Annotated in this window: 21 protein-coding genes and 1 pseudogene; 3 read left to right on the plus strand and 19 right to left on the minus strand. The window is 52.7% G+C overall.

Annotated features, from left to right (window positions below; genetic code table 11):
• Window positions 1-5: 5 nt before the first annotated feature.
• The 15 genes from rpsN to rpsJ all read right to left on the minus strand — a co-directional run bounded on the left by rpsN (window position 6) and on the right by rpsJ (window position 6,709).
• A complete protein-coding gene (rpsN, locus tag MO867_RS07965) occupies window positions 6-311 on the minus strand; it encodes a 30S ribosomal protein S14 (protein ID WP_152451155.1) in 306 nt (101 codons plus the stop codon).
• A gap of 9 nt (window positions 312-320) precedes the next feature.
• The gene (gene rplE / locus MO867_RS07970; protein WP_252465810.1) at window positions 321-860 is read right to left on the minus strand and encodes a 50S ribosomal protein L5; all 540 of its coding nucleotides are present in this window, start codon (window positions 858-860) and stop codon (window positions 321-323) included.
• A 30-nt stretch (window positions 861-890) separates the two neighbouring features.
• Window positions 891-1,202, minus strand: coding sequence for a 50S ribosomal protein L24 (rplX, locus tag MO867_RS07975; protein WP_252465811.1), 312 nt, complete (start codon window positions 1,200-1,202; stop codon window positions 891-893).
• 20 nt (window positions 1,203-1,222) lie between these two features.
• Complete coding sequence (rplN, locus tag MO867_RS07980) at window positions 1,223-1,591, minus strand: 50S ribosomal protein L14 (protein ID WP_143729420.1); 369 nt, start codon at window positions 1,589-1,591, stop codon at window positions 1,223-1,225.
• Between the two features lie 46 nt (window positions 1,592-1,637).
• Window positions 1,638-1,901: a 30S ribosomal protein S17 gene (gene rpsQ / locus MO867_RS07985; protein WP_252465812.1), complete on the minus strand. Its 264-nt coding sequence runs from the start codon at window positions 1,899-1,901 to the stop codon at window positions 1,638-1,640.
• 2 nt (window positions 1,902-1,903) lie between these two features.
• On the minus strand, window positions 1,904-2,095 hold the full coding sequence (gene rpmC, locus MO867_RS07990; protein WP_020411392.1) for a 50S ribosomal protein L29: 192 nt from the start codon (window positions 2,093-2,095) through the stop codon (window positions 1,904-1,906).
• On the minus strand, window positions 2,095-2,508 hold the full coding sequence (gene rplP / locus MO867_RS07995; RefSeq protein ID WP_252465813.1) for a 50S ribosomal protein L16: 414 nt from the start codon (window positions 2,506-2,508) through the stop codon (window positions 2,095-2,097). Before rplP ends, rpmC begins: the two co-directional genes overlap by 1 nt.
• Before the next feature lie 11 nt (window positions 2,509-2,519).
• Window positions 2,520-3,200, minus strand: coding sequence for a 30S ribosomal protein S3 (rpsC, locus tag MO867_RS08000; protein WP_252465814.1), 681 nt, complete (start codon window positions 3,198-3,200; stop codon window positions 2,520-2,522).
• 19 nt (window positions 3,201-3,219) lie between these two features.
• The gene (rplV, locus tag MO867_RS08005) at window positions 3,220-3,552 is read right to left on the minus strand and encodes a 50S ribosomal protein L22 (protein WP_143729423.1); all 333 of its coding nucleotides are present in this window, start codon (window positions 3,550-3,552) and stop codon (window positions 3,220-3,222) included.
• 15 nt (window positions 3,553-3,567) lie between these two features.
• Window positions 3,568-3,846 (minus strand): 30S ribosomal protein S19, encoded by a 279-nt coding sequence (gene rpsS / locus MO867_RS08010; protein WP_252465815.1) that lies wholly within the window; start codon window positions 3,844-3,846, stop codon window positions 3,568-3,570.
• Between the two features lie 41 nt (window positions 3,847-3,887).
• The gene (rplB, locus tag MO867_RS08015; RefSeq protein WP_252465816.1) at window positions 3,888-4,712 is read right to left on the minus strand and encodes a 50S ribosomal protein L2; all 825 of its coding nucleotides are present in this window, start codon (window positions 4,710-4,712) and stop codon (window positions 3,888-3,890) included.
• Window positions 4,713-4,726: 14 nt separating this feature from the next.
• Window positions 4,727-5,023 (minus strand): 50S ribosomal protein L23, encoded by a 297-nt coding sequence (gene rplW / locus MO867_RS08020; protein WP_252465818.1) that lies wholly within the window; start codon window positions 5,021-5,023, stop codon window positions 4,727-4,729.
• Entirely contained in the window at window positions 5,020-5,634 is a 615-nt protein-coding gene (gene rplD, locus MO867_RS08025) for a 50S ribosomal protein L4 (protein WP_252465819.1), read from the minus strand. The genes rplW and rplD overlap by 4 nt, the downstream gene beginning before the upstream one ends.
• Before the next feature lie 18 nt (window positions 5,635-5,652).
• Window positions 5,653-6,288, minus strand: coding sequence for a 50S ribosomal protein L3 (gene rplC / locus MO867_RS08030; RefSeq protein WP_252465820.1), 636 nt, complete (start codon window positions 6,286-6,288; stop codon window positions 5,653-5,655).
• A gap of 109 nt (window positions 6,289-6,397) precedes the next feature.
• Window positions 6,398-6,709 (minus strand): 30S ribosomal protein S10, encoded by a 312-nt coding sequence (gene rpsJ, locus MO867_RS08035; RefSeq protein WP_010133849.1) that lies wholly within the window; start codon window positions 6,707-6,709, stop codon window positions 6,398-6,400.
• A 175-nt stretch (window positions 6,710-6,884) separates the two neighbouring features.
• Here rpsJ and MO867_RS08040 point away from each other — a divergent pair, with 175 nt between their 5' ends.
• The 3 genes and pseudogenes from MO867_RS08040 to MO867_RS08050 form a co-directional block, all read left to right on the plus strand.
• Window positions 6,885-7,361, plus strand: coding sequence for an aminoacyl-tRNA deacylase (locus MO867_RS08040; RefSeq protein WP_252465821.1), 477 nt, complete (start codon window positions 6,885-6,887; stop codon window positions 7,359-7,361).
• A 390-nt stretch (window positions 7,362-7,751) separates the two neighbouring features.
• Window positions 7,752-8,147, plus strand: a complete 396-nt coding sequence (locus MO867_RS08045; protein WP_252465822.1) for a sigma factor — start codon at window positions 7,752-7,754, stop codon at window positions 8,145-8,147.
• Between the two features lie 288 nt (window positions 8,148-8,435).
• Window positions 8,436-8,723 (plus strand): annotated as a pseudogene (locus tag MO867_RS08050) (VOC family protein); the annotation flags it as partial.
• 340 nt (window positions 8,724-9,063) lie between these two features.
• Here the strand turns inward: MO867_RS08050 and tuf are convergent.
• The 4 genes from tuf to rpsL form a co-directional block, all read right to left on the minus strand.
• Window positions 9,064-10,257, minus strand: coding sequence for an elongation factor Tu (gene tuf / locus MO867_RS08055; RefSeq protein ID WP_252465824.1), 1,194 nt, complete (start codon window positions 10,255-10,257; stop codon window positions 9,064-9,066).
• 76 nt (window positions 10,258-10,333) lie between these two features.
• Window positions 10,334-12,439 carry an elongation factor G gene (gene fusA / locus MO867_RS08060; RefSeq protein ID WP_252465825.1) on the minus strand — a complete coding sequence of 702 codons (2,106 nt, stop codon included), beginning with the start codon at window positions 12,437-12,439 and terminating at the stop codon, window positions 10,334-10,336.
• Between the two features lie 90 nt (window positions 12,440-12,529).
• On the minus strand, window positions 12,530-13,000 hold the full coding sequence (rpsG, locus tag MO867_RS08065) for a 30S ribosomal protein S7 (protein ID WP_252465826.1): 471 nt from the start codon (window positions 12,998-13,000) through the stop codon (window positions 12,530-12,532).
• A gap of 110 nt (window positions 13,001-13,110) precedes the next feature.
• Window positions 13,111-13,485: a 30S ribosomal protein S12 gene (rpsL, locus tag MO867_RS08070; RefSeq protein ID WP_252465827.1), complete on the minus strand. Its 375-nt coding sequence runs from the start codon at window positions 13,483-13,485 to the stop codon at window positions 13,111-13,113.
• Between the last annotated feature and the right edge of the window lie 134 nt (window positions 13,486-13,619).

The raw sequence follows: 13,619 nt of genomic DNA on the forward strand, positions 1-13,619 counted from the left end.
GATAATTACCAGCTGGACTTCACCAGGCCAGGAACATCACCACGCATTGCGGCTTCGCGAAGCTTGTTACGGCACAAGCCGAACTTGCGATAGACAGCGTGGGGGCGACCAGTGATACGACAGCGACGTTGCTGACGTACCGGGCTTGCATCGCGCGGCATTTTCTGCAGCTTGAGTTGAGCCTCCCACTGTTCCTCTTCGGAAGCAGTGGCACTGGCGATGATCGCCTTCAGCTCTTGACGCTTCTCGGCGTACTTAGCTGCGGTTCGAGCGCGCTTGTTTTCACGCGCAATCATGGATTTCTTCGCCATGGAATCCTCTTAACCCTTAAACGGGAAGTTGAACGCTTTCAGCAGCGCACGACCTTCGTCGTCGTTTGCAGCTGTGGTTGTAATACAAATATCCAGACCGCGAATCTTGTCTACTTTGTCGTAGTCAACTTCGGGGAAGATAATTTGCTCGGTCACACCCATAGAGAAGTTACCGCGGCCGTCGAACTGCTTCGGGCTAATGCCTCGGAAGTCGCGGATACGCGGAATCGCGATATCGATCAGACGCTCCAGAAACTCATACATGCGCTCACCGCGCAGAGTTACCTTGCAACCGATCGGCCAGCCGTCGCGAATCTTAAAGCCCGCAATAGATTTGCGAGCATTAGTAACGATGGGTTTTTGACCAGAAATTGCTGTCATGTCACTGACAGCGTGCTCCAGCACCTTCTTATCACCAGTCGCTTCACCAACACCCATGTTGATGGTGATCTTGGTGATGCGCGGCACTGCCATCACATTCTCGAGACCCAGCTCGTCCTTAAGCTTGGTCGCGAGGTCCTTAGTGTAGAGCTCTTTAAGCTTTGCCATGATCTACCAACCTGCTCTTGCGCTAAAGCCTTAAACGGCTTCGCCGCTGGATTTGAAGACGCGAATCTTAGTGCCGTCTTCCAGTACTTTAAAGCCTACCCGGTCAGCCTTCTGGGTACCGGGGTTGAAGATGGCAACGTTGGAAGCTTGGATTGCCGCTTCTTTTTCAACGATGCCGCCAGCAACGCCCATTTGGGGGTTTGGCTTTTGGTGCTTCTTGATCATCTGTATGCCGGCAACAATCAGGCGGCCGTCGTTCAGTACTTTACGTACTGAACCACGCTTGCCCTTGTCGCGACCGGCGATAACGATCACTTCGTCGTCACGCTTGATCTTGCGCATAACTATTCTCCGCTCAAGGCCTAGATAACTTCGGGAGCGAGGGAGATGATCTTCATGAACTTCTCACCGCGCAGTTCGCGAGTCACCGGACCAAAAATACGGGTGCCAACCGGCGCCAGTTGCTGGTTCAGCAATACCGCTGCGTTATCGTCAAATTTAATCAGGGAACCGTCCGCGCGACGCACACCTTTTCTGGTGCGCACCACGACAGCATTCATTACCTGACCCTTCTTCACTTTACCGCGGGGAATGGCTTCCTTAACGGTTACCTTGATAATGTCGCCCACGCCGGCATAACGACGATGGGAGCCGCCCAGCACCTTGATGCACATGACGCGGCGAGCCCCACTGTTGTCAGCTACTTCTAAGTAAGATTCCGCTTGAATCATTGTCTCTCTCCGAAACCTTTCAATTCGGCAGTCAATGCGCTAGGGGTTATACCTTCGCCGCACGCTCTACAATTTTCTGTAAGGCCCAGGATTTGCTCTTGGACAGCGGACGAGATTCCTCGATGATTACAACATCACCGATGCTGCAATCATTGTTCTCATCATGAGCCTTAAGCTTTGTGGACTTGTTTACAATTTTGCCGTAGATCGGGTGCTTAACACGGCGCTCGATCAAAACGGTGATGGTTTTATCCATCTTGTCACTCACAACCTTACCGGTCAGAGTACGCTTCAGTTTTGCTTCAGCCATGATTAATTACCTGCCTTCTCGGTCAACACAGTCTTTATGCGAGCAATGTCGCGACGAGTCTGCTTCAGCAGATGAGTCTGAGCCAGTTGACCGGTGGATTTTTGCATACGAAGCTTAAATTGCGCTTCGAGCTGGTTCAGCAGTTCCTGGTTCAGCTCTTCAACTGACTTTTCGCGTAGATCTGCAGTCTTCATTACATCACCGAACGCTTAACGAAAGTTGTCTTTACAGGTAGCTTGGCCGCAGCAAGTGCGAAAGCCTCACGAGCCAGCTCTTCGGTTACACCCTCCATCTCATAGAGGACTTTACCCGGCTGAATCTGAGCTACCCAGTACTCAACGCCACCTTTACCTTTACCCATACGAACTTCCAGGGGTTTATTGGTAATTGGCTTGTCCGGAAACACACGAATCCAGATTTTACCGCCACGTTTAATGTGACGAGTCATTGCGCGACGAGCTGCTTCGATCTGACGCGCAGTAATGCGTCCACGACCGATAGCCTTTAGGCCAAACTCGCCAAAGCTCACTTTAGAGCCGCGCTGAGAAAGACCGCGGTTGCGCCCCTTCTGTACCTTGCGGAATTTTGTACGCTTTGGTTGTAGCATCTGCGTACCCCCTATTTAGCAGCTTTCTTGCGGCTCTTCGCCGGCTTCTCATCGGGCACTTCGTCACCGATGACTTCGCCTTTAAAGATCCAAACTTTGATACCGATAATGCCGTAAGTAGTCTTCGCTTCAACATTGGCGTAGTCGATGTTGGCACGTAGGGTGTGCAGGGGCACACGGCCTTCGCGATACCACTCGGTACGTGCGATTTCCGCACCGCCGAGACGACCACTCACTTGAATCTTGATACCTTGGGCGCCCTGACGCATAGCGTTTTGTACGGCACGCTTCATAGCGCGACGGAACATAACACGACGTTCCAGCTGTTGGGCAACGTTCTGGCCAACCAGAGCGGCGTCCACATCAGGCTTGCGCACTTCTTCGATATCGATGTGCACAGGTACGCCCATCTGCGCGCTAACTTCTTTGCGCAGACGTTCTACGTCCTCACCTTTTTTACCGATCACGATGCCTGGACGTGCAGTGTGAATAGTCACACGTGCAGTATTCGCCGGACGTTCGATTTCGATACGGCTCACAGAAGCGTGGGCCAGTTTTTTGCGAATAAATTCGCGAACTTTCAGATCCGTGTACAGCTTGTCTGCGTACTCGTCGCTGCCGGCATACCAAACAGAAGTATGCTTTTTAACGATACCCAGACGAATGCCGGTAGGATGTACTTTTTGTCCCATGGTTTTCTCGCCTGCTCTCTTATTTCTCGGCCACTTTCACAGTGATGTGACAAGTACGCTTAAGAATGCGATCAGCACGACCTTTCGCACGCGGTTTAATGCGCTTCATAGTCATACCTTCGTCCACAAAAACTGTAGAAACCTTTAGTTCGTCAACGTCAGCACCTTCGTTATGTTCGGCATTAGCAATCGCCGACTCCAGTACCTTCTTGACGATCGCTGCACCCTTTTTAGTACTGAATGCCAGTATATCCAGGGCTTCTTCAACGCCTTTACCGCGAACCTGATCAGCTACCAGTCGCGCCTTTTGCGCCGATAGACGTGCGCCGCGTAATTTTGCTGCTACTTCCATCTTTATAACCTCGGCTTAGCGCTTCTTCGCTTTCTTGTCCGCAGTATGACCGCGGTAAGTGCGGGTAGCAGCGAACTCGCCCAGCTTGTGGCCAACCATTTCTTCGCTAACCATAACGGGCACATGTTGACGACCGTTGTGAACGGCAATCGTTAGTCCAACCATTTCCGGCATAATCATGGAACGGCGGGACCAGGTTTTAATCGGTCGACGATCATTGGCTTCAATCGCCGCCTCCACCTTTTTGACCAAATGCAGGTCAATAAAGGGACCTTTCTTTAATGAGCGTGGCACTGTCGATTCCTCTCTAGCTGCTCAGACAGACATCGCGCGGCTTACTTGCCGCGACGACGTACAATCATCTTATCGGTGCGCTTGTTCTTGCGCGTTTTCTTACCCTTAGTCGGAACGCCCCACGGAGTAACCGGGTGACGGCCACCAGAGGTACGGCCTTCACCACCACCATGCGGGTGATCCACCGGGTTCATCGCCACACCGCGAACGGTAGGGCGAACACCACGCCAGCGGGCAGCACCAGCTTTACCTAGCTTGCGCAGGCTGTGCTCGGAGTTGCTCACTTCACCCAGGGTTGCGCGGCACTCAGCGAGTACTTTGCGCATTTCGCCGGAACGCAGACGAATAGTCGCATACTGACCTTCACGCGCTACCAGCTGCACAGAGGCACCAGCAGAACGGGCCAGCTGAGCACCTTTGCCTGGTTTCAGCTCAATCGCGTGAATTACAGAACCCACCGGAACGTTGCGCAGAGGCAGAGTGTTACCCACAACAATCGGTGCGGCATCGCCGGACTGAATGGTGGCGCCCGCCTTAAGGCCTTTCGGTGCGAGGATGTAACGACGCTCACCGTCTGCGTAACACACCAGAGCGATGTGTGCGCTGCGGTTCGGATCGTATTCCAAGCGCTCAACTTTAGCCGGAATACCGTCTTTGTTACGCTTGAAATCGACTACGCGATAGTGCTGCTTGTGACCACCACCGATATGACGGGTAGTGATACGACCATTGTTGTTACGGCCACCGCTTTTGCTTTTACTCTCCAACAGAGGAGCGTAAGGAGCACCTTTATGCAGGTCGGTGTTAACAACCTTAACAAGGTGACGACGGCCGGCGGAGGTCGGTTTTGTTTTTACAATTGCCATTGTAACAGTCCCCTTTACTCAGCAGCTTCAAAGTTGATGTCGCTGCCTTCAGCCAGACGAACGTAGGCTTTTTTCCAATCACTGCGACGGCCCATGCCATTGCGAGTACGCTTGGTTTTGCCCTTCACGTTCACGGTGCGAACTTGCTCAACGGAAACGTTAAACAGTTTCTCTACCGCAGCCTTGATCTCAGCTTTTTCAGCATCGGCGGACACCTTAAAAACTACCTGGTTGGCACTATCGGCTAGCCCAGCAGCTTTTTCGGAAATTACCGGGCCCAGCAGTACTTTGTAGAGTCGCTCTTGGTTCATCCCAGCACCTCTTCAATTTTCTTGAGCGCAGAAACGGTAACCACGACCTTATCAAAGCGAATCAGGCTTACGGGATCGATTGCCTGTACATCGCGGACATCGATCTTGTGCAAGTTGCGTGAGGCAAGGTAGAGGTTTTCACTAACCTCTTCAGTCACGATCAGCGCGTCGGACAAGTCAAACTGAGCCAGCTTGCTTACCAATTGCTTGGTCTTGGGAGCGTCCACATTGAAGGACTCAACCACTACCAGGCGTTCCTGACGAGCCAGCTCAGACAGAATGCAACGCAGCGCGGCGCGGTACATTTTCTTGTTCAGCTTAACGCTGTGATCGCGCGGGTCAGCGGCAAATGTTACACCACCAGAGCGCCACAGCGGGCTGCGAATAGTACCGGCTCGAGCGCGGCCAGTACCTTTTTGGCGCCAGGGCTTTTTACCACCACCGGAAACGTCGGAACGATTCTTCTGCGCCTTGGTACCCTGGCGAGCGCCGGCCATATAGGCCACGACTGCCTGGTGTACCAGATCTTGGTTGAACTCACGTCCGAAGGTCACTTCAGAGACAGCTACTGTGCCTTTAGCGCCTTCGGGAGTAGCGATATTCAGTTCCATATCTATTTTCCCTCAGACTTAGGCTTTAACTGCCGGGCGAACGATCACACTACCACCGGGAGCGCCGGGTACGGCACCTTTAACCAGCAACAGGTTACGCTCTGCGTCGACACGAACAACTTCCAGGTTTTGCACGGTTACGCGCTCAGCACCCATATGTCCAGCCATCTTCTTGCCTTTCCATACGCGGCCAGGAGTCTGACACTGACCGATAGAACCGGGTGCGCGGTGAGACAGGGAGTTACCGTGGGTTGCGTCCTGCATACTGAAATTCCAGCGCTTAATGCCGCCCTGAAAACCTTTACCTTTGGAAGTGCCGGTTACGTCGATCTTCTGGCCAGCTTCAAAACTGGAAACAGTGATTTCAGAACCGATTTCGAAAGTCTCTTCAGAACTATCTGTACGCAGTTCGAAAAGATTGGTGCCAGCCTCTACATTGGCTTTGGCGAAGTGGCCCGCTTCGGGCTTGGAGACACGGGAAGCCTTACGGTTACCTACTGCTACTTGAACAGCGGTATAGCCATCAGTTTCCTGAGTTTTCACCTGGGTGACGCGATTCGGAGCAACCTCAACAACGGTTACCGGAATGGACACGCCATCTTCGGTGAAGATGCGAGTCATGCCGCTTTTGCGGCCGACAATACCTATAGTCATCTTATTAACCTCTCAGTGCACGGGGCTTTAACCCACTGCGGCCGCCCAATTTCAGAGCGTTACACCACCCAAACCTTTTTCGTTCGGGATTCGGTAGTTAGTAAAAGTGTTAGCCGAGACTAATTTGGACCTCAACACCGGCCGCCAGATCGAGCTTCATCAGCGCGTCGACGGTTTTTTCGGTAGGCTCAACGATGTCCAGCAAACGCTTGTGAGTACGAATTTCGTACTGGTCGCGAGCGTCTTTGTTGACGTGCGGAGAAATCAGTACGGTGTACTTCTCTTTGCGAGTCGGCAGCGGGATAGGACCGCGTACTTGGGCGCCTGTGCGCTTAGCCGTCTCTACGATCTCCTGAGTAGACGCATCGATCAGTTTGTGATCAAAAGCCTTCAGGCGAATTCGGATACGTTGACCCTGCATGGAATCAAACTCCAACTTATGAACTAAAGAACGTCCTTTCTCGCAACCCCGAGGGCGGGCGAAAAGGAGCGCGAATTCTACGGTCAGCGCAGCAGGCTGTCAACTGTACAGCCTGCGCAAATTTCAATCTAAGGAAACTACAATTGAATACCCGAAGTGGAACGAGGTAATTGCAATGACTATCGCCGCAACACTGAGTCAGTACCTGAATGACCAGTCGGTCGACTACCACTTGATACAACACCCACATACACGCACTAGTCGCGAAAGCGCACACGCAGCCCACATACGGGAAGATCAGGTAGCAAAGGCAATTTTGCTGCAGGACATCGAAGGCTACGTAATGGTGGTTATATCGGCCAGTAGCAGCCTTGATATGCGAGCACTGCACACGGAAACTGGCCGCAACTCGCTCCAGATGGTCTCAGAAACCGAGCTCGGAGCAATTTTCCCGGATTGCGAATTGGGCGCCCTGCCCGCCCTTGGCCAAGCCTACGGGATTACAACCCTCCTCGACAACGGTCTCGGGCACTGCAAAACCATTTATTTTGAAGCTGGAAATCACGAGGAACTGGTGGAAATGAACGGCCCTCAGTTCACCAAGCTGTTCGCCGGCAGTCGCCACTGCGATCTCAGCAGGGACTGGCCGTAAATTTATTAGGTTAAAAGTGAATATAGCCAACCGGAGACAACATTAGAGCGGTCGCTTACGGGGCCTGAAACAGCAATGAATGGTGCCACTTACCTGCGCACCATTCTTCTGTTGGGCACCAGCAGACCACCCACACATCTGATCAAATACTTGACAGCGCAGTCAGGACCGAGCCCTCTTCTGGCCGACTGAACCCAAAACGTACCCTTAAAAACGACCCTTCCCTCAAATAAAGATAATCATCAATCCTATATCTCGGACTAACAGCGGCGTTGGTGCGTCCGCACCTGTACCAGGCAAGGAGTAATTGCCCTAGCATGATGAGCTGGGAATTACGGACGATAATAAAACACCACCGCTCCACCAACAGTTGGGCTAAGGGCCGATCGAATGAGTGTCGACCAATACCAAAAATGGCTGCGCATTTGCACCCGGCTTTACGAGCGCCCCCAACAGGCGGAGGACTTGCTTCAGGATGGCCTTCTGGCCGCAACAGAAGCACAACGACTGGTCTTATCACCGGCTCTAAACGGCCTCACCAGGAGCGAAATGCGCAAGGTCCTCAACCTATCCGATACCGGCCTGCGTCAACGCCTAAGCGGCCTACGTAAAAAGCTTGCATCACCGCATACCAGCGCCAAGATTGACCCCACCAGCCTTACTGCGGCCTACGCCGCCCAAGTGGAGCGCGCAAACTCTCCCCGCGCCGTGCCGCTCTGGCACACGGCCCCGCGCACCTCCCGGACTTTCGATTTGGTATCACTGACCCAGATAGCAATCTTTTAGTAATCAGCCTTTCAGCAGCGAAATAGATTTATCCGGTTAGCATTGCCTATATCGGAGCCAGCTGATGGGACACAGTCGCGCGCAAGCTTCGGCGAAAAACTGATTAGCACTGCTCACAAAACACTGCATAGCGGCAACTGGAAGGTATCCATAAAATGGATGTAGCCCCCCCAAACAAGCACAAATCGGAGATTTTCCATGCTGCAAGACTCACATATCGGAGCAGTGGTATTTTTTGTTCAGGATCTAGACAACACACGGAGATTTTATTAAAAGACTCTTGGACTCACAACTAGCAGGGTAGCTGCCAGCGATGATGAAGGGGACAGCAGTCACCTGCTAGCCCACATCGGCGATTCACTATTGATCTTTTTTAAAGGTGAGGAAAAACCAGGACGCACCCCGATCATCGTTTTTTCAACAGGGGACAGCGATATTCACCGGATGGTCGAACATCTGGCCGCCCGTAATGTAGAGATCATTGCCCCAGTGCAACACGCCCCAGACGGCGGCTTAACGGCAGAATTTGTAGATCCGGATGGGCACATACTAAGCCTTTACCAGCCACCAAACTAAAGGACCAGAGTTATCACCCCTCAAACCAGTTTTAATAGAGGTGGGCCGAGGATCAAGGTTCACCTCCACTCCATCCATCCGAACTGGAATCAGATCCCCGTATCAAACAAAGGCGAACTGTACCGCTAGGCGCTGACGAGCAAAGGTATTCAGTTGAATAGGAAAATACAGAACCTCACGTAGGAAACCACAAGCAGGCAAGAATTAAGGGGAGGCTTAGCACCCAATCTCAGCAGGTAGATTTTCACAAAACCTGTAAGGCCAAGCAGCAAAAAAAACTAAAAAAAGGCAAAAAAAAACCGCAGCGCGTCCGCTACGGCTTTTTCAGATCAGGAGTATATTACTCGATGATCTTGGCAACAACGCCCGCACCAACGGTACGACCGCCTTCGCGGATCGCGAAGCGCAGGCCATCTTCCATGGCGATTGGAGCAATCAGGGTAACAACCATTTGAATGTTGTCGCCCGGCATTACCATTTCGGTACCTTCTGGCAGTTCACACGCACCCGTTACATCAGTGGTACGGAAGTAGAACTGAGGACGGTAGCCTTTAAAGAACGGGGTGTGACGACCACCTTCGTCTTTGGACAGTACATACACTTCCGCTTCAAACTTGGTGTGCGGAGTGATGGAACCGGGCTTAGCCAGTACCTGACCACGCTCTACTTCGTCACGCTTGGTGCCACGCAGCAGTGCGCCGATGTTCTCACCCGCACGACCTTCGTCGAGCAGCTTGCGGAACATTTCTACACCAGTACAAGTAGTGGTAGTGGTTTCTTTGATACCGATGATTTCGATCTCGTCGCCGGTATTGATGATACCGCGCTCTACACGACCGGTTACTACAGTACCACGGCCAGAGATAGAGAATACGTCTTCGATCGGCATCAGGAACGGCAGATCTACCGCGCGCTCTGGCTCAGGGATGTACTCGTCCAGGGTCTCAACCAGCTTCTTAACAGCGGTAGTGCCCATTTCGTTGTCGTCTTCGCCGTTCAAGGCCATCAGAGCGGAACCAACGATGATCGGAGTGTCGTCACCCGGGAACTCGTATTGATCCAGAAGTTCGCGAACTTCCATCTCTACCAGCTCGAGCAGCTCTTCGTCGTCTACCATGTCCGCTTTGTTCAGGAATACAACGATGTAAGGTACACCAACCTGACGGGACAGCAGGATGTGCTCACGAGTCTGCGGCATGGGGCCGTCAGCTGCGGAACATACCAGAATAGCGCCGTCCATCTGAGCAGCACCGGTGATCATGTTCTTAACGTAGTCGGCGTGACCCGGGCAATCCACGTGCGCGTAGTGGCGAGTCGGGGACTCGTACTCAACGTGAGAAGTGGCGATGGTGATACCGCGCTCACGCTCTTCAGGTGCATTATCAATACCATCGAAAGCAACAGCGTCACCGCCCCAAACTTCCGCACATACGCGGGTCAGAGCAGCTGTCAGGGTGGTTTTACCGTGGTCAACGTGACCGATGGTGCCCACGTTCACGTGGGGCTTGGAACGTTCAAATTTTTCTTTTGCCATCTTAGATGTCCTCTAGCTAAAAATTGGCCAAAGGAACCCCGCCTCTCTTGGCGGAGTCCTTTTGAATAAAAGTTAATTAGCCCTTGTTCTTTGCGATGATGTCATCAGCAACGTTTTTAGGCGCCTCGGCGTACTTCAGGAACTCCATGGTGTAGGTAGCACGGCCCTGAGTAGCAGAGCGCAGGTCGGTTGCATAACCGAACATCTCTGCCAGGGGTACTTCCGCATCAACAACCTTACCCATGGCACTGTCGTTCATACCTTGGATAAGGCCACGACGACGGTTGAGATCGCCAACCACGTCGCCCATGTTCACTTCCGGAGTGACTACTTCCACTTTCATCACAGGCTCAAGCAATACCGCACCGCCGTGACTGGACAGCTTTTTGGTTGCCATGGAGCCGGCGATTTTAAACGCCATTTCATTGGAGTCCACATCATGGAAGGAACCGTCGTACAGAGTCGCCTTCAGGCCCAGCAGCGGATACCCTGCCAGAACACCATTCTTCATCTGCTCTTCGATACCCTTCTGCACTGCAGGAATATATTCCTTCGGTACAGAACCACCCACAATCTCGTTTACAAATTCCAGGCCTTCTTGGGACTCGTCTTCGGCCGGCTCGAACTTCACCCACACGTGGCCGTACTGACCGCGACCACCAGACTGACGAACAAACTTGCCTTCGATGTCAGAGGTGTTGCGAATGGTCTCACGGTAGGCTACCTGAGGCTTACCAATGTTCGCCTCGACGCTGAACTCACGCCTCATACGATCGACAATGATGTCGAGGTGCAGCTCACCCATACCAGAAATAATGGTCTGGCCGGTTTCTTCATCGGTCTTCACACGGAAAGATGGATCTTCCTGGGCCAGCTTGCCCAGAGCGATACCCATTTTTTCCTGATCCGGCTTGGACTTCGGCTCAACGGCTACAGAAATTACCGGCTCAGGGAATTCCATACGCTCCAGAACAATCTTGTTGCTCTCGGAACACAGGGTGTCACCAGTAGTTACGTCTTTCAGACCAATCGCCGCAGCGATATCACCTGCCAGTACTTCTTTGATTTCCTGGCGGTCGTTGGAGTGCATCTGCACCATACGACCAACGCGTTCTTTCTTCATTTTTACGGAGTTGTACACCGCAGTGCCGCTTTCCAGTGTACCGGAGTAAACACGGAAGAAGGTCAGAGTACCAACGAAGGGGTCGGTAGCAATCTTGAACGCTAGCGCGGAGAAAGGAGCATTATCGTCAGCTTCACGGGTTTCAACGGTTTCACCGTCGTCCAGAGTACCTTCGATCGCCTTAACTTCAGTCGGTGCCGGCAGGTATTCGATAACCGCATCCAGTACCGCCTGCACACCTTTGTTCTTGAACGCAGAACCGCCCAAAACCGGTACAATTTCGTTGGCCAGAGTACGCTGACGGATCGCTGCCTTGATTTCTTCTTCGGTCAGCTCGCCTTCTTCCAGGTACTTCTCCATCAGCTCTTCGCTGGCTTCTGCTGCTGCTTCTACCAGGTACTCGCGCATTTCATCGCACTCATCCTGCATCTCGGCAGGGATGTCAGCGTAGTCGAAGGTCATGCCCTGGTCGGCTTCATTCCACAGAATGGCCTTCATTTTTACCAGATCGACAACACCCTTGAACTCGTCCTCTGCGCCGATGGTCATCTGCAGCGGTACGGCATTTGCGTTCAAGCGGTCTTTCAGCTGAGCGATAACATCACGGTAGTTAGCACCGGCGCGATCCATCTTGTTGACGAATACCATACGCGGTACTTCGTACTTATTGGCCTGGCGCCATACGGTTTCAGTCTGAGGCTGAACACCAGAGGAGCCACACAGCACAACTACAGCACCGTCGAGTACGCGTAGCGACCGCTCTACTTCAATAGTGAAATCAACGTGCCCCGGGGTGTCGATGATGTTGACTCGGTGCTGATCGAACTGCTGCTGCATACCAGACCAGAAGCAGGTGGTTGCAGCAGAAGTGATGGTAATACCGCGCTCTTGCTCCTGCTCCATCCAGTCCATGGTGGCTGCACCCTCGTGCACCTCACCAATTTTATGGGACAAACCAGTGTAGAAAAGTACGCGCTCGGTAGTGGTGGTTTTACCGGCGTCTACGTGGGCACAGATACCGATATTGCGGTAACGTGCGATAGGCGTTTTACGTGCCACAGTTGTATCCTCGATATAACGGCAAAAGGCAGCCTGGAAATTTCCGTGCTGCCTTTCGGTATTAATTTCCGATGTTGGTATTCATCAGACTCAGAAGCGGTAGTGAGAGAACGCCTTGTTGGCTTCCGCCATACGGTGTACATCTTCACGCTTCTTGACCGCGCCACCCTTGTTCTGGGCTGCATCGATCATTTCGTTGGCCAAACGCTGGGCCATGGACTTCTCGCCGCGCTTACGGGAGAACTCAACTAACCAACGCATTGCCAGAGCCGTACGACGCGAGGGGCGCACTTCTACAGGCACCTGATAGGTCGCACCACCAACACGGCGGGACTTTACTTCCACCATAGGCGCGATATTTTCCAAAGACTCTTCAAATACTTCGATCGGGTCTTTGTTCAATTTTTCAGAAATAGTTTCAAGGGCACCGTATACGATACTCTCAGCAACTGACTTCTTGCCGCTGATCATGACATGGTTCATGAACTTGGCCAGGGTGACGTTCCCGAACTTGGGGTCGGGCAGCACTTCGCGCTTGGCGACTACTCGTCTTCTCGGCATGGGTCTTGCCTCTCTTCAGGGTTACTCTGAGACGCCGCCGTAAAACCTTACAATCCGGCGAGCTCAGCCTTACTCCGGTTGGAAACCGAAACGCAAATCGTTAAAGGTGATTAACCTTTAGGTCGCTTGGCGCCGTACTTAGAACGGCCCTGCCTGCGATCGTTTACGCCGGCACAGTCAAGTGCACCGCGTACAGTGTGATAGCGCACACCCGGCAGGTCTTTTACTCGACCGCCGCGAATCAGCACCACACTGTGCTCTTGCAAGTTGTGGCCTTCACCACCGATGTACGAAGTTACTTCGTAACCACTGGTTAGACGCACACGGCAAACCTTACGCAGTGCAGAGTTCGGCTTCTTCGGTGTAGTGGTATACACACGAGTGCAAACTCCGCGACGCTGCGGACTGGCCTGCAGAGCAGGAACGTCGCTTTTTTCAACTTTGCGTTTTCTCGGCTTACGAACCAACTGGTTGATCGTTGCCATTAAAAATCACTCCAAAAATAAAATGCCCTCACCTTTAACAATGAGGGACTGTCGTCTGTGTGTAGCGCCGGCTTAGAAGCCGGACGGAACACCCCACATAAGCGGGGGCCGCATTCTATAAGCGAAAGCCCGCT

It is taken from the genome of Microbulbifer okhotskensis (genome assembly GCF_023895975.1).
Classification (GTDB): domain Bacteria; phylum Pseudomonadota; class Gammaproteobacteria; order Pseudomonadales; family Cellvibrionaceae; genus Microbulbifer; species Microbulbifer okhotskensis.